We start from the raw sequence: 17,570 nt of genomic DNA on the forward strand, positions 1-17,570 counted from the left end.
CGCCGTATGGGAGACCCGACATGACCGCGCGTGCCTATGACGACCAGATCGCTGCCATTCCCGCCACGGTCGCCGATATGCTGGCCGCGACCGGGGCTGCGGAGGGCGATTTCGGCCTGGATCCCGAGCGGCCGCTGGTCTTCACCGGCATCGGCACCTCGCTGCATGCGGCCCGGGTGGCAGCGGACTGGGTCTGCCGCCTGTCAGGCGGCCGGCGGCGCGCCTTCGCCGCCGATGCCCATGACGTCGGCACCGGCGCCTGGCCGCTGGCCGCCGGCGACCAGCTTGTCGCGATCTCCCATCGGGGCACCAAGATCTTTCCCACCGCGGCGCAGAAGGCGGCGCGTGCCGCCGGCGCCGCCCGCATCGTTGCGGTGGTCGGCCAGGCCGCGCCGGCGCAGGCGGCCGATCTGGTGATCCGCACCTGCAGAGACGAGACGGCCCGCACGTTCAGCGTCTCCTACCTGGCCTCCCTGGCCGCTCTGGCCCGGATCGCCGCCGCCTATGTTCCGGAATCTTCGGCACCGTTCTCGGCCGCGCTGGACGGCCTGCCCGACCAGTTGGCGAAGGCCCTGGAGATGCCGCTGGATCGGGACCTGGTCCGCGGCCTGGGGCGGTCCCGGACGATCCTGATCACCGGTTTTGCCGACGACCTGCCGACGGCGCAGGAGGCCGCGCTCAAGATCAAGGAGGGGGCCTGGCTCTGGACCGAGGCGATGCCGCCGGAATTCGCCCTGCACGGCACCCCGGCCGGCTACGTGCCGGAGATGTCGGCCATCGTGATGCTGCCGGCGGCGGACGATGGCGGCCGCTCGCGGGAGCTCTGCCGGGTGCTGTCGGCGCTCGGTCTGGCGCCGGTGGTCAGCTGCGGCGATGCGGAGGCCGGTGCCGATATCGCCTTTCCGGTGCCGGGGCATCCGCTGCTGCGGCCGTTCCTGGCGATCCTGCCGTTCCACCGCCTGACATCGGCGCTGGCGGCCGAGCTGGGCACCGACCCGGACAGCCTGCATGGCGGGCGCGAGCCCTGGGCGCAGGTGATGACGGGGCTGAAGCTCTAGCCGGATCCGGCGGACCCGGGTTCCCTAGCTGCCGGTCTTTGCCGATGCGGCGGCGGCGGGCCGCCGCTTGCGGGGGCGCCGCGCGGCTCCGGTACCGGTACTGCCCGCCCGTGCCCTTGGCGTCTCGACATCGTCATCCCCGGTCGCCGCTGCGCCGCCGTTGCCGTCGCGGCGGCCGTCCGGATGCAGGGCGGTGCCCAGGATATGCGCCGAGCTGTGGATGACATGATGGGTTGAACCGACGATCAGCGGGTCCGGCGGCCGCACCACGTGGCGGTCCTTGTCCGGATAGTCGAGCGAGGAGAGGAAGTGCTGCATGCAGTTCAGTCGGGCGCGCTTCTTGTCGTCGGACTTGATGATCGTCCAGGGCGCGTCGGCGGTGTCGGTGTAGAAGAACATCGCCTCCTTGGCCTCGGTATAATCGTCCCACTTGTCGAGGCTGGCCTTGTCGATCGGCGACAGCTTCCACTGTTTCAGCGGATCGGTCTCGCGCGCCTTGAAGCGACGGCGCTGCTCTGCCCGGGTGACCGAGAACCAGTATTTGTACAGCAGGATGCCCGACCGTGTGAGCATCCGCTCCAGCTCCGGCGTCTGGCGCATGAATTCCAGATAGTCGTTGGGCGAGCAGAAGCCCATGACACGTTCGACCCCGGCACGGTTGTACCAGGAGCGGTCGAAGAACACGATCTCGCCGGCGGTCGGCAGCCGTTCGATATAGCGCTGGAAGAACCACTGCCCCTGCTGTTCCTCGGTCGGCTTCGCCAGGGCGACGACCCGCGCCGCGCGCGGGTTGAGATGTTCCATGAAGCGCTTGATCGTGCCGCCCTTGCCGGCGGCGTCGCGGCCTTCGAACAGGATGACGATCTTCTGCCCGGTCTCCTGGACCCAGTGCTGCACCTTCAGCAGTTCGACCTGCAGTTCGGCCTTCTTCTGCTCGTAGGGTGCGGTGCGCAGCCGGCGTCGGTAGGGATATTCGCCGGTCTCGAAGGCATGCCGGATCGCCTCCGGATCGTGGCGCATCTGCGCGATGGAGGGATGCTCGTGACCCGGCTCTTCGCCGCCCTGCGGCGCTACGCTGTCGTCGGTCATGGCTTTCCTGTCGTTCCGTGCAGTCGGTTTCCCGCGGGTCCCCAGCATGTGACGGTTTTGCGACAGATCAATCGCACCTATGGCGGTGGCGGCGACGGGAGCGCCATGGTCGGGCAGGCTGATACCGGGACGGCGGGACAGCAGGGAGCGGGCAATGACGGTGATCGGTGTGATCGGCATGGGCCAGATGGGTGCGGGCATTGCCGGCCGCCTCGCGGCGCGGGGCGCCATGGTGCTGACCAACCTGGATGGCCGCAGCGCGGCCAGCGCCGCCCGTGCCCGGGCTGCCGGCGTGCAGGCGGTGTCCGCGGCAGCGCTGGCGGAGCGGTCGGGGCTGATCCTGTCCGTGGTGCCGCCTGCGCGGGCGCGCCAGGTTGCGGAGGCCTGCCTGCCGCTGCTGCAGGCTGTGGCGAAGCCGCCGCTCTATCTCGACTGCAATGCAGTGGCGCCGGCGACGGTGCAGGCGATTGCCGCGTCCTTTGCGGCACTGGACCAGCCCTTCGCGGATGCGTCGATCATCGGCGGACCACCGAAGAGCGGCGGGCAGGGGCGCGAGGATGCGGGACCGCGGCTCTACCTGTCGGGACCGGTGGCGGAGGCCGCCGGCATCCTGCGCGCCGTGGGCCTGGATGCGCGGCTGCTGTCGGCGGCGATCGGCGATGCCTCCGCCGTGAAGATGAGCTATGCCGGTATCACCAAGGGTTTCCAGGCGCTGGGCGCGGCCATGGCCCTGGGCGCGGCGCGCAACGGCGCGACGGACGCCCTGGTCGCCGAACTCCGGCACAGCCAGCCGATGCTGTACGACTGGCTCTGCCGGCAGATCCCGCGGCTCTATCCGAAGGCTTATCGGTGGGACGGCGAGATGCGGGAGATTGCCGCCTTCCTGGCGCCGGAAGCCGGGTCGGTGCGGATGCTGGACGGGGCGGCGGACCTGTTCGCCGCCATCGCTGCGGCGCACGAGGAAGGGCCGGAGACGGAAATGATTGCGCTGCTTGACCGGTTCTCAGGCAATGCCGGGTCGCAGGCGTGATGCCGCGGCGGTCGATCGAGGCCGACAGGCATCAAGAAGGGCAGCCACTGATCGGCCCTGCCTGTTCCTGGGTCATGTCGGGAAGAAATTGGAGCGGGCGATGAGATTCGAACTCACGACCCCAACCTTGGCAAGGTTGTGCTCTACCCCTGAGCTACGCCCGCGCTCCGGTGGACGGCCACAATCGCATCTTCGCTGGGTGGCGGAAGACATTGCCGTCCGGGCCGCAAGGAGATAAGGGATCGCCGGGCCGGCGTCAATCTCTTTTCTGCCAGCCGTCCTTCCTTCCCTTTTTCGCGGTTTCCGCTCGCCATGTCCGACTTGCCCACCAGCCCGGATGCGCTGCTTGCGCGCCTCGACGAACTCGGCATCCGGACCGAGACCGTCTCTCACGATCCTGTCTTCACCGTCGAGGAATCGCAGACCCTGCGCGGCCCGGGCGGTGCGCTTTCCGGCCCCGGCGGCCATTGCAAGAGTCTGTTCCTGAAGGACAAGAAGGGGCAGCTCTGGCTGGTGGTCGCGGATGAGGATCGGAAGGTCGACATGAAGGCGCTGCAGGGCGCGATCGGCTCCGGCCGGCTGAGCTTCGGCAAGCCGGACCTGCTGTTCGAGGTGCTGGGCGTGCGGCCCGGTTCGGTCACCCCCTTCGCCCTGGTCAACGATACCGGACGGCAGGTGAAGGTGATTCTGGACGCCGCGATGATGAAAAAGGCGCCCCTGCACTACCATCCGCTGCTGAACGACCGGACCACCCGCATCGCGCCGGACGACCTGCTGCGCTTCATCGCCGCCTGCGGGCATGAACCGATGGTGGTGGACCTGGATGCGGCGGATGCCGGCCCGCCGGCCGCGGGATAGGGTCGCAGCCGGGGCGCGGAACTGGACAGGGCGGCACCGGGACCCCACATGCCCGGCTTGGCAAGCCCTCCGCTTGGCAAGACGATGTCGGGGATTATAGTTCGCCCGACAATGTTTTCCGCAGTTTCGGGCGGCCGGACACCCTACGATCGGATCGAGGACCATGGAATTTGCATCTCAGACGCCTGACGGGCAGATGGCCGGCGGTGCCGACCTGGTGAAGGACAGCTCGATGGCGACCTTCATGCAGGACGTCATTGAGGCATCGCGCGAGGTGCCGGTCCTCGTCGACTTCTGGGCACCCTGGTGCGGGCCCTGCAAGACCCTGACCCCGGTGCTGGAGAAGGTCGTGCGTGCGGCCGGCGGCAAGGTGAAGCTGGTCAAGGTCAATATCGACGAGCCGCAGAACCAGCCGCTGGCGCAGCAGCTGCGGATCCAGTCGATCCCGGCGGTCTATGCCTTCCAGGACGGGCAGCCGGTCGACGGCTTCATGGGCGCATTGCCGGAGAGCCAGGTGAAGCAGTTCATCGAGCGCCTGGCGGGCGGCGAGATGGCCGGCGATCCGGTGGAGGAGGCGCTGGAACAGGGCCGCGAGGCGCTGGAGGCCGGCGACCTGGAACTGGCGCAGCAGGCATTCGCCGCGGTGCTGCAGCAGGAGCCGGAGAACGCGGCCGCGATCGGTGGGCTGCTGCGTTGCATGGTCGCCGGCGATGCGCTGGACAAGGCGAAGGAGATGCTGGCCCGGGTGCCGGCGAAGCTCGCCGACGACGAGGAGATCAAGGGCGCCCGCGCGGCGATCGAGCTGGCCGAGCGCAGCCAGGCGGCCGCCGGCCAGGTGGGCGAGCTGGCGGCGAAGGTGGAGGCCAACCCGAAGGACCACCAGGCGCGCTACGACTATGCGCTGGCGCTGCTGGGCGCGCATCGTCGGGAAGAGGCGGTCGACCAGCTGCTGGACATCGTCCGGCAGGATCGCAAATGGAATGACGAGGCCGCGCGCAAGCAGCTGGTCGAGCTGTTCGACACCTTCGGGCAGACCGACCCGCTGACCATCGAGACGCGGCGGCGGCTGTCGTCGATCCTGTTCTCCTGAGCCTGCCGGGCGGCCGGCCGGGTCGGACCGGCGGCGCGGCAAGGGCTGTGCGGGAGTTGAACGGGATCCGATGACCGATCGCGAGGCGCCGGGCGGCGAAGCTGCCGGCCGGCATGATGAATCCGGGAAAGTCAGGAATTCGGGCATGGAGCATGCGCCGGGCGGCTGGCGCGAGGCGCGGCCGCCAACCCTGCCGATCTTCCCCCTGCCCGGCGTGCTGCTGCTGCCGGGCGGCAAGCTGCCGCTCAACATCTTCGAGCCGCGCTACCTGCAGATGACCGAGGATGCGATGGCCAGCCATCGCATGATCGGCATGGTGCAGCCGCAGGAGGCGGAGCTGCGGGCGGCGAAGCCGCAGCCCTATAAGGTCGGCTGCGCCGGGCGCATCACCTCCTTCAGCGAGACCGGCGACGGCCGCTACCTGATCACCCTGACCGGGATCATCCGCTTCCGTATCGTCGAGGAACTGTCCGTGACCACCGGCTACCGCCAGGTGGTTGCGGATTACGAGGAATTCGGCGGCGACCTGGAACCGCCGGCGGCGGACGCGCTGGACGGCGCGCGCCTGCTGAACGCGCTGCGCGCCTACCTCTCCGCCACCGGGATCCCGGCGGACTGGGACAGCATCAACCGGGCGCCGCTGCCGACCCTGGTCACCTCCCTCGCCATGATCTGTCCGTTCTCGGCCAGCGAGAAGCAGGCGCTGCTGGAGGCGCCGGATGCGGCGGAACGCGCGCGCACCCTGGTCGCCCTGATGGAGATGGCGGCGATCGACGCGGCCGGGCGCCGCGGCGGCGACGAGGATGGCGGCCCGCCACCGATGAACTGACCCGGCGGCTCCACCGCCGGGTGCGATGGATCGTTGACCGGAGGGTCCGGCTGTGCGAAGCCGCTGTCCGACCTGCGGGGCGGTCTGAATGGAGGGCATGATGGCGGACGAGATCGAGGGTGGCAGCCCGGCGCGGGCGGAGGTCGACCCGAAACTGCTGGAACTGCTGGTCTGTCCGGTGACGAAGCAGGCGCTGAGCTACGACCGGGAGCGCCAGGAGCTGGTGAGCCAGGCGGCAAAGCTGGCCTTCCCGATCCGCGACGGCATCCCGATCATGCTGGTGGACGAGGCGCGGCCGCTGGACTGAACCCGGCTGCCGGAAGGCGTGTCGATGTCGGACAGCGCACATGAACGCGCCGGACGGCCGGCGCCGGAGGAGATCCGCCTGTCGAAGGACGGCGGGACCCTGACCGTCAGTTTTCCCGATGCCAGCTTCGCCTTCACCCCGGAATTCCTGCGGGTGGAGAGCCCCTCCGCCGAGGTGCGCGGCCACAGTCCCAGCCAGCGCAGCTATGTCGGCGGCAAGCGCGACGTGCGCATCACGGCGATCGAGCCGGTCGGCAGCTATGCCGTGCGCCTGCGCTTCGACGACGGCCATGACAGCGGCATCTATTCCTGGGCCTGGTTCTACGACATGGGCTCCGACAGGGAGGCGGTCTGGGCCGCCTACCTGAAGGGCCTGGCGTCGGTCGGCGGCCGGCGAGAGCCTTAAGCGCGAATCCCTATCGGCCGCTCAGCGACGGCGCCATACTGCGCGCCATGGTTGCCCGTATCCCCACCATCGCCTTTCAGGGCCTGGAGGCCGTGCCCGTCGACGTGCAGGTGCAGGTCGCGGCCGGGCTGCCCGCCTTCACCATCGTCGGCCTGGCCGACAAGGCGGTGACGGAGAGCCGGGAGCGGGTGCGCGCCGCGCTCTCGGCCCTGGGCATGAGCCTGCCGCCGAAGCGGATCATCGTGAACCTGGCGCCCGCCGACCTGCCGAAGGAGGGCAGCCACTACGACCTGCCGATCGCGCTGGGCCTGCTGCTGGCGATGGAAGTGCTGCCGGAGGATGCGCTGGCCGGCTTCGTCGCGATGGGGGAGCTGGGCCTGGATGCCGGGCTGACCGCCTCCGGCGGCGCCCTGCTGGCGGCGCTGCATGCCGGCGATCGCGGCCTGGGCCTGGTCTGCCCGGTATCGGTGGGGACCGAGGCGGCGGTGGCGGACGGGGTGGAGATCCTGGCCGCGCCCGGCCTCTTGCACCTGATCAACCATCTGCGCGGCACCCAGGTCCTGGCGCCGCCGGAGCCGGCGATCGAGGCTGCCGCCGGGCCGCTGCCGGACCTGGCGGAAGTGAAGGGCCAGGATAGCGCGAAGCGGGTGCTGGAGATCGCGGCTGCCGGATCCCATCACCTGTTGCTGTTGTGAATGCAAGACCAATGATCTTGTGCAGGAGCGGTGACGGAGGCTGTTCCGAGGCCGGGCGGGTGCTCTGTGTGATGAGGTGGATGCACGGGGATGCGCGCTCGCGCACCAGGATTAACACGGGGCCGTACATCGGAGGCGGATATCTGAAACGCGTTAGGCGGCGGGGAATAGGTTACTTGCCCCGAGAAGTACGGTAGTTGGCTGTGTCGTCGTCTCTCGACACGCTGGTGACGGACCCTTTAGCGAGATTTGTCCGAAAGACGTTAAGCAATGAGGTCAGCAGCGAATTGGGCAGATGGCCGAATATGTCCTTGGTTTTGAAAGCCGGGACGATCCCAGGGGGAATAGCGTCGCCTATTTGGGTAACCTGATTAACTTCGGTTGTAACGATCCATGACCCGAGGTCGTCCAGGCCGAGATAATCGGCCACCTTTGGCGGGATCGGAATACCCGTGCCGTCTTCGGGCTCTTGATGGCTGATAGGAGATACATAGATGTCTCGGCGGCCATCTTGATCGTCGGCTATGATGACGACAGCACAAGGGCGGGCCTTGCTGCCGTCCAGTTGACCTGCCTTGTACTCGTGACCCCAAAGGTACTCGTACCGAATCACAAGTCCCGGCGTGAGTGCCGGCAGCTTCAACTGTCAGTCCATCAGGTGTTCTAGATCAGGATAGTCGTCGGGAATCGAGTAGCTGTTCAGCGCTTCGATTGCCCGTGCCGGCAATTCGGTGGTCAGCAGCCTCTTACGGAGATCTGGACCTTCCGGGCCCTCGAACTTCAGCGGAAGATCATCGGAAGCGCTTTTCGCGACACGAGGACCAGACTGCCGGCGCCGCTTAGATCCTTCGGCGACAGTGACCTCGTTAAAGCTCATGAAGTTCGGACCGGCAATCCGGGGCCGTGCCTTCGCCTTCCGCAGATTGTTAGGTTTTCCGGCCATCCACAATTCTCCATCGACTTAACAAAAAATGTAATGCCGACCGAGTCGAACGTCAACGAATCGCCGAAAACTGCCGAGTCGACGCGAATCGGGCTAATAGACGGTCGCTGAAATCCGTGCGCCCAATCAGATAAAGTTTCGACGGTGTTGTGGGCGTTCTCTCCGCTTATTCCACCGGTCCGGAGCGGTTCACTCAGGGCACATCGCGTCCGGCCGGCCGCTCCTGGCCCGGCCGCTTCTGGCATTGGGCAACGGTCGGCAGTTGGTCGACGAAGACGGAGCCAGCTGGTCGGTGCGGGGCGCCGATGGTGTGCCGCTGGACTTCGGGGACGATCTTATCGGGTTGCTGGCGGCGGATGGAGCGGCTTGGGGGTCCGCCGGGAACTCATACAGCGGCGTCTGTGTCTTGCCAGTGTTCTTGGGGGGCCGCGTGCAGTGTCGATTGCCTCTGTACGTCTTCTTGCGGCCGCTGATCGGCGCGCAAATGCCGTCCCCCTAGTTTGGGTCGGCTAGAAATGGCGGCCGGAGGTACTTGTCATCGAAATCGTAGAGTCCGTGGTAGAGGTGCAGGAGTTCCGCTGCGTACTGTCTCAAGTCGCTGGGCGTGTGTTTGGCTACCGGTCGCCTTCCAGCCAAGACCACATTGCGATCTAATTGAACGGCCAGTTCGGCGTAGATCGCTGAGCCGTCGACCATTTCCGGTGATCCGTCAGGATGCGTCCGAATATGAATGTGCCGTCGGAGCGGATGATGCGCGACGATGTTCCGTATGCTGTCGCTGCCGCAGAGGCGCTCGGTTTCGTTAATCAGGTGCGCCCATGTGCTGAGCGCATGCTCGTTTTGGATCATTCCCCGGACGGCCTCGTCAGCGAGCTTCCACCTGCGCGCTAGACCGAGGCCCTTGTAGAACCTTTTAGCGTTGGCCGTCCTATCGCCGCGGAGGATGTGGTTAAAGCAGTGAAATAGCTTGTGCTCGATCTCTGATACGAGGCTCACGCACAAGCCGATGAAGGCGTACGCTCTGACAGAGTCGTCCGTTGTCTCGTCGATGCGTAGGAAGATGTCTATTTCAGTCACAGCCCAGCCTGTAAGGTTTGGAGGTGACTAATCTAGTGTGTCGTCGGGGAAGTCGGTCCCGCTTTCAGCATCATGACGACCATGCGAGCCCCGTCTAGGCTGGGCATAGCCGTCGGCAACTATCCCATGACCCGCCGCGGCGCCATACTGCGCGCCATGGTTGCCCGCATCCCCACCATCGCCTTCCAGGGCCTGGAGGCCGTGCCCGTCGACGTGCAGGTGCAGGTCGCGGCCGGGCTGCCCGCCTTCACCATCGTCGGCCTGGCCGACAAGGCGGTGACGGAGAGCCGGGAGCGGGTGCGCGCCGCGCTCTCGGCCCTGGGCATGAGCCTGCCGCCGAAGCGGATCATCGTGAACCTGGCGCCCGCCGACCTGCCGAAGGAGGGCAGCCATTACGACCTGCCGATCGCGCTGGGCCTGCTGCTGGCGATGGAGGTGCTGCCGGAGGATGCGCTGGCCGGTTTCCTGGCGATGGGTGAGCTGGGCCTGGATGCCGGGCTGACCGCTTCCGGCGGCGCCCTGCTGGCGGCCCTTCATGCCGGCGATCGCGGCCTGGGGCTGGTCTGCCCGGCATCGGTGGGGACCGAGGCGGCTCTGGCGGACGGGGTGGAGATCCTGGCCGCGCCCGGTCTGCTGCACCTGATCAACCATCTGCGCGGCACCCAGGTGCTGGCACCGCCGGAGCCGGCGATCGAGGCTGCCGCCGGGCCGCTGCCGGACCTGGCGGAGGTGAAGGGCCAGGAAAGCGCGAAGCGGGTGCTGGAGATCGCGGCAGCCGGCGCGCATCACCTCCTGATGCTGGGTCCGCCAGGGGCGGGCAAGTCGATGCTGGCCGCCCGCCTGCCCGGCATCCTGCCGCCGCTGGCGCCGCGGGAGGCGCTTGAGGTGGCGATGATCGCCTCCGCCGCCGGCGGCCTGCCGGAGGGGAAGCTGGTACGACGCCGGCCCTACCGGGACCCGCACCATTCCGCCTCCCTCCCCGCCCTTGTCGGCGGCGGCAGCCGCGCGAAGCCGGGAGAGGTGAGCCTGGCGCATAACGGGGTGCTGTTCCTGGACGAGCTGGCGGAGTTCCAGCGCGGCGTGCTGGACGCTCTGCGGCAACCACTGGAGACCGGCCGCGCGGTGGTGGCGCGGGTCAATGCGCATGTCACCTACCCCGCCCGCTTCCAGCTGGTGGCGGCGATGAATCCCTGTCGCTGCGGCCATCTGGCGGATCCGGAACAGGCCTGTTCCAGGGCACCGCGTTGCGCGGCCGACTACCAGAACCGGATTTCCGGCCCCCTGCTGGACCGCTTCGACCTGTTCATCGAGGTGCCGCCGATGGCCGCCGCGGACATGGCGCGGCCGGCGGATGGCGAGCGCTCCGCGACGGTGGCCTTGCGGGTCGCCGCGGCGCGGCAGGTGCAGTCCGCGCGCTATGCCGGCGAAGGTCTGCCCGCCGGCAGCAATGCGACCGTACCGACAGAGTTGATGGAACGTCATGCGGGTCCCGATGCGGCCGGGCAGGCGCTGCTGTCGAAGGCGGCGGAGGCGATGAAGCTGACCGCGCGCGGCTATCACCGGGTGCTGCGGGTGGCGCGGACCATTGCCGACCTGGACGGGGCGGAGGCTGTCGGGCGGCCGCATCTGGCCGAGGCGTTGAGCTATCGCCGGCCGGCCGTCGGCGGGTAGGGCCCTTCAGTCGCCCGGTAGGCCCGACCCCACGACCGCCACCACGCTCATCTCCACCAGGATGCCGGGGATCGGCAGCTCGCCGCCGCGGACCACGGTGCGGGCCGGGCGGCTGTCGCCCATCATCCGGGCATAGACTTTGTTGAACGGGCCCCAGTGGGAACTGTCGGCGACATGGACCGTCACGCTGACGATGTCGGCCAGGGTGGCGCCGGCGGCATCCAGCACGGCGGCGACATTGCGGATCACCTGTTCGGCCTGGCCTTCCATGTCGGGGGCGAAGCGGGTCTCGTCGCCGTCGGCGGTGCCCGAGGGGATGACGGGGATCTGCCCGGCGGTCCAGACCGTGTCGCCGACCCGGATCGCCTGGGAATAATGGCCGCGCGGCCGCGGCGCGGCCGGGGTGGAGATCACCTGCTGCCGGTTTGCCATCTCAGCCCACCACACCCAGATAGCCCAGCAGCAGGTAGGCGGTCAGCAGGATCGCCACCCACATCACCATCGAGCCGGTGGTATGGGTGCGCGCCAGGATCCCCTTCGGCCCGTGATGGCGGTAGAGCCTTTCCAGCAGGCGGGCGAGGTAGATGCCCAGGTCGCGCTCCGCGTTCTGGGCACCGGCGACGGTGCGCATGCTGAACTCCTTGCCCAGCGCGTCGCCCATGCGGCGATAGAACCAGTCCCAGTCCAGGCTGATGGTGCGCTGCGGCTTCATCTGGTCGAGCAGCAGGAAGAAGGCCAGGGCGGCGAAGCCGACCAGCTGCAGCTGGCTCATCACCTTCGACCAGCTATAGGGCCAGAAGTCGACCGGGCCGGGCAGCAGGGCATAGAGCGGTGCCGGGAACAGGCCGATGCCGATGCACAGCCCGGCGAACACAGCCATCGCCAGCAGCATCGAGGTGGGCGCCTCCTGCGGGCGCAGGCCGGAATCCTTCGCAAAGAAGGTGAACCAGGGGAATTTCAGCCCGGCATGCAGGACGGCGCCGGCGCTGCCGATCTCCAGCAGCACCCAGACCAGCGCCATATGGCTGTCTTCCGCCGCCAGGGTGATCATCGACTTCGCCGCGAAGCCGGAGGTCAGCGGGAAGGCCAGGGTCGTCAGGCCGCCGACCACCGCGCAGCCCGCCGTGAAGGGCATCGTTCGGAACAGGCCCCCCAGGTCGGCGATGCTGCGCAGGCCGGTGCGGTAGAGCACCGCGCCCGCGGTCATCATCAACAGACCCTTGTAGATGATGTGCACGAAGGCATGGGCGGCGGCGCCGTTCAGCGCCAGCTCCGTGCCGATGCCGATCGCGGTCACCATGAAGCCGACCTGGTTGACGATCGCATAGGCCAGGATGCGGCGCAGGTCGTTTTCCAGGAAGGCGTAGATCAGGCCGTAGAACACCATATAGAGGCCGACCCAGATCAGCACCTCCTCCCCCGGGAAGGCGCGGATCAGCACGAAGACGGCGGTCTTGGTGGTAAAGGCGGAAAGGAAGACGCTGCCGGAGAACGACCCTTCCGGATAGGAATCCGGCAGCCAGGCCGAGAGCGGCGGCGCGCCGGCATTGATCAGCACGCCGATCAGGATCAGCCAGTGCGACAGGCTGTCGGCCTGCATCGCGGTCAGCGCGATGTCGCCGGTGGCGGCCAGTTCGCCGGCCACGCCGGCCATCAGGATCACCCCGCCCAGCAGGTGGATCGCCAGGTAGCGCAGGCCGGCCGCGCGGGCATTGGGGCCGCCGGCCCAGACCACCAGGGTGGAGCCGATCGCCATCAGCTCCCAGAACACGAACAGGGTGACCAGGTCGCCGGCCAGGGTGATGCCGATCGCGCCGCCGGCATAGGCCAGGGCGGCGCCCGCCTCCATGCGGCTGGACTGGCGCCAGGCGAAGACCGCGCCGACGGTTGCCATCAGGGCGAAGATGGTGGCGAACAGCCGGCCCAGCCGGTCGCTGTCGACCGGGACCAGGTCCAGCCCCAGGAAGGACATCCGCACCGACGGCCCGTCCGGCAGCAGCCAGACCAGCACCAGGGTGACCGCCGGCAGCAGGACGCAGAGCGGCTGCCGCAGCACGGCCGGCAGGGCCGGGACCAGGAAGGCCCCGACGATCATGATCAGCGCGGGCGAGAAGCCGAGGTCGATCATGGCGCTTTGTCCACCGGCCGGCCGGCCTGTGCGTTGTCTGGCGGCTGATCGTTGCCGAGGTCCAGGCCGTGACGGTAATAGCCCTCCTCCCGCCGCAGGAAGACGCCGAGCACCTTCGCCACCACGATCACCGCGATGCAGGCCAGGAAGCCGAACCAGGCGAAGAAGGCGAAGCTGCCGTCGATGCCGAAATGGCCCGGCTTGTGGATCACGAAATTGGCCAGCACGACCAGGACCAGCGCGCTGAGGAAAATGCCCCAGAGCCAGCGCAGGGTCGCGGGACGGGCGAGCGGGGTGGGCGCGACCCGGCGCACGGCGGTTGCCGCCTCGGGCCGCCGGGTCTGGGATCGGCGGTTTGGCTGCGGCCGGGGACGCTGTCGGGTGGGTTTCGCCATCGCGCCCTCCGCTCAGTTGCCGGTGCCGGCCGGGGATGTCCCGGCGCCGCTGGAGATGCCGGATTCCGCGACGGCCTCGGCCAGGGACAGCGGGACGTCGGGGTAGAAGAACAGCAGCACCGCGGCCAGGGCGGTGATGCTGAGCGCCACCACGATCGGCCACGGGGCTTCTCCGTGGGATGGTTCCCGATGATCTCCATCATCCGCGGGCTTGCGCAGGAAGGCGACATAGACGATCGGCACGAAATAGGCAGCGTTCAGGATGGTGGAGATGAACAGCACCGCCAGCACGAAGATCTGCACGTCCTGCACGGCCGCCTGCAGCATGTACCATTTCGACAGGAAGCCGACGGTCAGCGGCAGGCCGATCATGGAGAAGGCGCCGACCGCGAAGGCCGCCATCGTCCATGGCATGCGGCGGCCGATGCCGGCGAGCTGCGAGACCTGGCTCTTGTGCGCGGCGGTGTAGATCGAGCCGGCGACGAAGAACAGGGTGATCTTGCCGAAGGCATGGGCGGCGATGTGCATCGCGGCGCCCAGGATTGCCAGCGGGGTGAACATTGCCGCAGCCATCACCACGTAGCTGAGCTGGCTGACGGTGGAATAGGCCAGCCGGCGCTTCAGATTGTCCTGGCGCATCGCGATCAGCGAGGCGAGGACGACGCTGATCCCGGCGACATAGACCAGCCACTGCGCCTCCGCCGTGGCATAGAGCAGGTCGATGCCGAAGACGTAGACGATCACCTTCACCACGCAGAAGACGCCGGCCTTCACCACCGCCACCGCGTGCAGCAGCGCGCTGACCGGGGTCGGTGCCACCATCGCCGCGGGCAGCCAGGGGTGCAGGGGCATCAGCGCCGCCTTGCCGATGCCCCAGGCATAGAGCGCCAGCAGCGCCGCCAGCGGCAGGCCGGCCAGGGCGCCGGCCAGGATGCCGCCGTCGCGGAACTCCAGGGTGCCGGCGGCGACATAGGTCCAGACGATGGCGGAGAGGAAGAGCAGGATCGAGCTGCCCATCAGGATGCCGAGATAGATCCGGCCGGCGCGGATCGCCTCCTCGTTGCCCTTGTGGGTGACGAGCGGCACCGTGGTGATCGTCAGCAGTTCATAGAAGATGAACAGGGTGAACAGGTTGCCGGAGAAGGCGATGCCCATGGTGGAGGCGAGCGCCAGCGCGAAGCAGACGTAGAAGATGGTCTGCCGCTTCTCCGCATTGCCGCGCATATAGCCGATCGAATAGAGGGTGTTCACCACCCAGAGCAGGCCGGCGATGGTGGCGAACATCATCCCCAGCGGCTCGACCGCAAAGGCGATCTCCACCCCCGGCAGCACGGTGATCAGGGAGATTTCCGGCCGCGCGCCGTCCAGCACCCCGGCCAGCAGGTTCAGGACCACGATGGCGAGCAGGCCTGCCGTGACCAGGGAGACGCCTTCCCGCACGTTGGGGGCCCGGTCCAGCAGAGCGATCAGCACCGCACCGACGAGCGGGATCAGCGGGGCGGCAAGCACCAGGCTGGCATAGTCCGGCATCTCACTGTCCTCCCGCGGTTTCGAGGGGGACGGGGACCATCGGGCCGGACAGCAGCACATCCGCCGCCTGCCGGGCGATGCCGGCGGACAGTTCAGTGTCGATGCCGAACCAGATCGTGGCGGCCGCCAGCACCAGGGTGGGTACCAGCATCGGCAGCGGAGCCTCGGTCACCTTTGCCAGCTTCGGTGTGGCTGGCCGCAGGAAGGCGATCTCCAGCACCCGGGCCATGTAGGCCAGGGTGAACAGCGAACCCAGCATCAGGATCGCCACCAGCCACCAGCGACCCTGCTCGGCGGCGCCGACGGCCAGGAACCACTTGCTGACGAAGCCGACCGTGCCGGGCGCGCCGACCATGGCCAGGCCGCAGATGGCGAAGGCGGTCATGGTGACCGGCATCTTCAGGCCGATGCCGGCCATGTCGTCCAGCCGCACGGAATGCAGGCGCAGCGCGATGCCGCCGAGCAGCAGGAACAGCGCCCCCTTGATTACCGCATGGTTGAACAGGTGCACCACCGCGCCGGTCAGCCCGTCGGCATTGGCGATGGCGATGCCCAGGGTGACGAAGCCGATCTGCGCGATGCTGGAATAGGCCAGCATGCGCTTCACGTTCTGCTGGAACAGGGCGACCAGCGAGGCGACGATGATCGCCGCGATCGACAAAGCCAGCAGGATCGGCTCCAGCGGCACCGCCTTGTAGGAGAAGTCGGCCCCGAAGACGCCGAAGAAGAAGCGCAGCAGCAGGTAGATCGCCACCTTCGTCGAGGTCGCGGCCAGGAAGGCGGAGCCGACCGACGGCGCGTAGGCATAGGCGTTCGGCAGCCAGACATGCAGCGGGAACAGCGCCAGCTTCAGCGACAGGCCGACCACGATGAAGCCGAAGGCCGCCAGGACCGGGCGGCTGTTCTCCACCTCCGGCAGGCGCTGCGCCAGGTCGGCGAGGTTCAGGGTGCCCGTCATCGCGTAGATCAGGCCGATCCCCAGTACGTAGAAGGTCGCGCCGATCGTGCCCATGATCAGGTAGCGGTAGGAGGCCGACAGCGCCCGCCGGTCGCGGCCGAGCGCGATCAGCACGTAGCTGGCCAGCGAACTGATTTCCATGAAGACGAAGATGTTGAAGGCATCGCCGGTGGCCGCCATGCCCAGCAGGCCGGACAGGCCGACCAGGTAGGCGGCATAGAAGCCGGCCCGCCGGCTGGACGGGATCTCCGCCGCGACGCTGGTGCGGGCATAGGTGACGACCAGCGCGCTGACGCCGGAAACCAGGAACAGCACGAAGGCGCTGAGCGAATCGATCCGGTATTCGATGCCGATCGGCGGCGGCCAGCCGCCCAGATGGTAGGAGATCACCTCTCCGTTCATCGTCGCCGCGGCCAGCGCCAGGGCGATGAAGGGCAGCAGCCAGGACACCGCCACCGACAGCAGCCAGGCCGGGTCGCCGCGCCGCAGCAGGAGCGCCAGCGGCGAGGCGAGCAGCGGCAGGACGACGATCAGGATCGGGTAGTGCTGGGAGATCACGCCTCGTCGTCCTGGCGTTGCACCTCATCCTCCTCGATGGAGCCGTAGGCTTCGTTGATCCGCACGACCAGCGCCAGGCCGAGCGCCTGGGTGGCGATGCCGACGACGATCGCGGTCAGGATCAGCACCTGCGGGAGCGGGTTCGAATAATCCTCGAAGGCGTCGGTCAGGATCGGCGCGGTGGCGCCGAACACCTTTCCGGGGGTCAGGTAGATCAGGTAGACGGTCGACTGGAAGATCGCCAGTCCGACCAGCTTCTTCACCATGTTGCCGCGGGCCACGACGATATAGAGGCCGGCGACCATCAGGATCACCGCGATCCAGTGGTTGACCAGGCCCAGCCACTCGCTCACGCCGAGCCCTCCCTGTCGTTCGGTGCCGGTCCCGGATCGTCATCTTCCTCCGCCTCGTCACCGCCGCCGCGGCGGCGGCCGGCGAAGAAGTAGAAGATCGCCATCATCACGCCTGCGACCGTGACCAGCACACCGAGCTCGATCATCAGGATGCCGTAATGCTGTCCCTGCACCGGGTCGGCATCGAGGGTGTCGTAGTCCAGGAAGTTGCCGCCGAGCAGCATGTTGGCGACCCCGACCCCGGCGAAGATCAGCACGCCGAGGGGGACGAGGCTTTCCACCAGGGCCTGCGGCACCACGCGATGGGCCGCGCGCAGGCCGAAGATCAGGGCATAGAGGATGACCGAGGCGGCGACGATCACGCCGGCCTGGAAGCCGCCGCCGGGGCTGTATTCGCCATGGAACTGGACATAGAAGCCGAACAGCATCGCGAACGGCAGCAGGAACTTCACCACCACCCGCAGGACGAGGTTGTTCTCCATCGCGCGCCCCTCAGCCCCGGTCCGAGGCCGACCGGCCGGTGTCGCGGCCGCGGTCGGCACGGTCCGCAGCCGGCGCGTCGGCGGCGCCGCGCCCGCCCGGCCGCCGGCGGGCGG

20 protein-coding genes and 1 tRNA gene are annotated in these 17,570 nt (G+C 68.2%); 9 read left to right on the top strand and 12 right to left on the bottom strand.

Annotated elements, in window-relative coordinates:
- Positions 1-20: 20 nt before the first annotated feature.
- Positions 21-1,058: an SIS domain-containing protein gene (locus ACFOGJ_RS02720; RefSeq protein WP_379897921.1), complete on the top strand. Its 1,038-nt coding sequence runs from the start codon at positions 21-23 to the stop codon at positions 1,056-1,058.
- 24 nt (positions 1,059-1,082) lie between these two features.
- Here the strand turns inward: ACFOGJ_RS02720 and ppk2 are convergent, their stop codons facing one another.
- Positions 1,083-2,147: a polyphosphate kinase 2 gene (ppk2, locus tag ACFOGJ_RS02725; RefSeq protein WP_379897922.1), complete on the bottom strand. Its 1,065-nt coding sequence runs from the start codon at positions 2,145-2,147 to the stop codon at positions 1,083-1,085.
- Between the two features lie 154 nt (positions 2,148-2,301).
- On the opposite strand from ppk2, the gene ACFOGJ_RS02730 reads away from it, so the two are divergent.
- The gene (locus ACFOGJ_RS02730; protein ID WP_379897924.1) at positions 2,302-3,177 is read left to right on the top strand and encodes an NAD(P)-dependent oxidoreductase; all 876 of its coding nucleotides are present in this window, start codon (positions 2,302-2,304) and stop codon (positions 3,175-3,177) included.
- 89 nt (positions 3,178-3,266) lie between these two features.
- Here ACFOGJ_RS02730 and ACFOGJ_RS02735 read toward each other — a convergent pair.
- A tRNA-Gly gene (locus ACFOGJ_RS02735) sits at positions 3,267-3,341 on the bottom strand.
- A gap of 148 nt (positions 3,342-3,489) precedes the next feature.
- Between ACFOGJ_RS02735 and ACFOGJ_RS02740 the strand changes: the two genes are divergently transcribed.
- The 6 genes from ACFOGJ_RS02740 to ACFOGJ_RS02765 all read left to right on the top strand — a co-directional run bounded on the left by ACFOGJ_RS02740 (position 3,490) and on the right by ACFOGJ_RS02765 (position 7,361).
- Positions 3,490-4,035: a prolyl-tRNA synthetase associated domain-containing protein gene (locus ACFOGJ_RS02740; protein ID WP_379897925.1), complete on the top strand. Its 546-nt coding sequence runs from the start codon at positions 3,490-3,492 to the stop codon at positions 4,033-4,035.
- Between the two features lie 163 nt (positions 4,036-4,198).
- Positions 4,199-5,125, top strand: coding sequence for a thioredoxin (gene trxA / locus ACFOGJ_RS02745; protein WP_379897926.1), 927 nt, complete (start codon positions 4,199-4,201; stop codon positions 5,123-5,125).
- Positions 5,126-5,270: 145 nt separating this feature from the next.
- Positions 5,271-5,954 carry an LON peptidase substrate-binding domain-containing protein gene (locus ACFOGJ_RS02750; RefSeq protein ID WP_379897927.1) on the top strand — a complete coding sequence of 228 codons (684 nt, stop codon included), beginning with the start codon at positions 5,271-5,273 and terminating at the stop codon, positions 5,952-5,954.
- Positions 5,955-6,042: 88 nt separating this feature from the next.
- Positions 6,043-6,261 carry a Trm112 family protein gene (locus ACFOGJ_RS02755; RefSeq protein ID WP_449288568.1) on the top strand — a complete coding sequence of 73 codons (219 nt, stop codon included), beginning with the start codon at positions 6,043-6,045 and terminating at the stop codon, positions 6,259-6,261.
- 24 nt (positions 6,262-6,285) lie between these two features.
- Positions 6,286-6,666, top strand: coding sequence for a gamma-butyrobetaine hydroxylase-like domain-containing protein (locus ACFOGJ_RS02760; protein WP_379897928.1), 381 nt, complete (start codon positions 6,286-6,288; stop codon positions 6,664-6,666).
- 47 nt (positions 6,667-6,713) lie between these two features.
- Positions 6,714-7,361, top strand: a complete 648-nt coding sequence (locus ACFOGJ_RS02765) for a magnesium chelatase domain-containing protein (RefSeq protein ID WP_379897929.1) — start codon at positions 6,714-6,716, stop codon at positions 7,359-7,361.
- 172 nt (positions 7,362-7,533) lie between these two features.
- Here ACFOGJ_RS02765 and ACFOGJ_RS02770 read toward each other — a convergent pair whose 3' ends face one another.
- The 3 genes from ACFOGJ_RS02770 to ACFOGJ_RS02780 all read right to left on the bottom strand — a co-directional run bounded on the left by ACFOGJ_RS02770 (position 7,534) and on the right by ACFOGJ_RS02780 (position 9,381).
- Complete coding sequence (locus ACFOGJ_RS02770) at positions 7,534-8,004, bottom strand: hypothetical protein (RefSeq protein ID WP_379897931.1); 471 nt, start codon at positions 8,002-8,004, stop codon at positions 7,534-7,536.
- 3 nt (positions 8,005-8,007) lie between these two features.
- Positions 8,008-8,304 (bottom strand): hypothetical protein, encoded by a 297-nt coding sequence (locus tag ACFOGJ_RS02775; protein WP_379897933.1) that lies wholly within the window; start codon positions 8,302-8,304, stop codon positions 8,008-8,010.
- Positions 8,305-8,799: 495 nt separating this feature from the next.
- Positions 8,800-9,381, bottom strand: a complete 582-nt coding sequence (locus ACFOGJ_RS02780) for a hypothetical protein (protein ID WP_379897934.1) — start codon at positions 9,379-9,381, stop codon at positions 8,800-8,802.
- Positions 9,382-9,537: 156 nt separating this feature from the next.
- Here ACFOGJ_RS02780 and ACFOGJ_RS02785 point away from each other — a divergent pair, with 156 nt between their 5' ends.
- A complete protein-coding gene (locus ACFOGJ_RS02785; RefSeq protein ID WP_379898029.1) occupies positions 9,538-11,052 on the top strand; it encodes a YifB family Mg chelatase-like AAA ATPase in 1,515 nt (504 codons plus the stop codon).
- Between the two features lie 6 nt (positions 11,053-11,058).
- On the opposite strand, the gene ACFOGJ_RS02790 is transcribed toward ACFOGJ_RS02785, so the two are convergent.
- The 7 genes from ACFOGJ_RS02790 to ACFOGJ_RS02820 form a co-directional block, all read right to left on the bottom strand.
- Positions 11,059-11,484 carry a RidA family protein gene (locus ACFOGJ_RS02790; RefSeq protein ID WP_379897936.1) on the bottom strand — a complete coding sequence of 142 codons (426 nt, stop codon included), beginning with the start codon at positions 11,482-11,484 and terminating at the stop codon, positions 11,059-11,061.
- Between the two features lies 1 nt (position 11,485).
- Positions 11,486-13,180 (bottom strand): Na(+)/H(+) antiporter subunit D, encoded by a 1,695-nt coding sequence (locus ACFOGJ_RS02795; protein ID WP_379897937.1) that lies wholly within the window; start codon positions 13,178-13,180, stop codon positions 11,486-11,488.
- Positions 13,177-13,494, bottom strand: coding sequence for a hypothetical protein (locus tag ACFOGJ_RS02800; RefSeq protein WP_379897939.1), 318 nt, complete (start codon positions 13,492-13,494; stop codon positions 13,177-13,179). The genes ACFOGJ_RS02795 and ACFOGJ_RS02800 overlap by 4 nt, the downstream gene beginning before the upstream one ends.
- A gap of 93 nt (positions 13,495-13,587) precedes the next feature.
- Positions 13,588-15,105: a monovalent cation/H+ antiporter subunit D family protein gene (locus tag ACFOGJ_RS02805; RefSeq protein ID WP_379897940.1), complete on the bottom strand. Its 1,518-nt coding sequence runs from the start codon at positions 15,103-15,105 to the stop codon at positions 13,588-13,590.
- 1 nt (position 15,106) lies between these two features.
- Positions 15,107-16,621 carry a monovalent cation/H+ antiporter subunit D family protein gene (locus ACFOGJ_RS02810; RefSeq protein WP_379897942.1) on the bottom strand — a complete coding sequence of 505 codons (1,515 nt, stop codon included), beginning with the start codon at positions 16,619-16,621 and terminating at the stop codon, positions 15,107-15,109.
- Positions 16,618-16,974, bottom strand: coding sequence for a cation:proton antiporter subunit C (locus tag ACFOGJ_RS02815; protein ID WP_379897943.1), 357 nt, complete (start codon positions 16,972-16,974; stop codon positions 16,618-16,620). Before ACFOGJ_RS02815 ends, ACFOGJ_RS02810 begins: the two co-directional genes overlap by 4 nt.
- Positions 16,971-17,456: a Na(+)/H(+) antiporter subunit B gene (locus tag ACFOGJ_RS02820; protein ID WP_379897945.1), complete on the bottom strand. Its 486-nt coding sequence runs from the start codon at positions 17,454-17,456 to the stop codon at positions 16,971-16,973. Before ACFOGJ_RS02820 ends, ACFOGJ_RS02815 begins: the two co-directional genes overlap by 4 nt.
- Positions 17,457-17,570 lie beyond the last annotated feature (114 nt).

The organism is Marinibaculum pumilum, from assembly GCF_042646425.1.
Lineage (GTDB): Bacteria > Pseudomonadota > Alphaproteobacteria > Ferrovibrionales > Ferrovibrionaceae > Marinibaculum > Marinibaculum pumilum.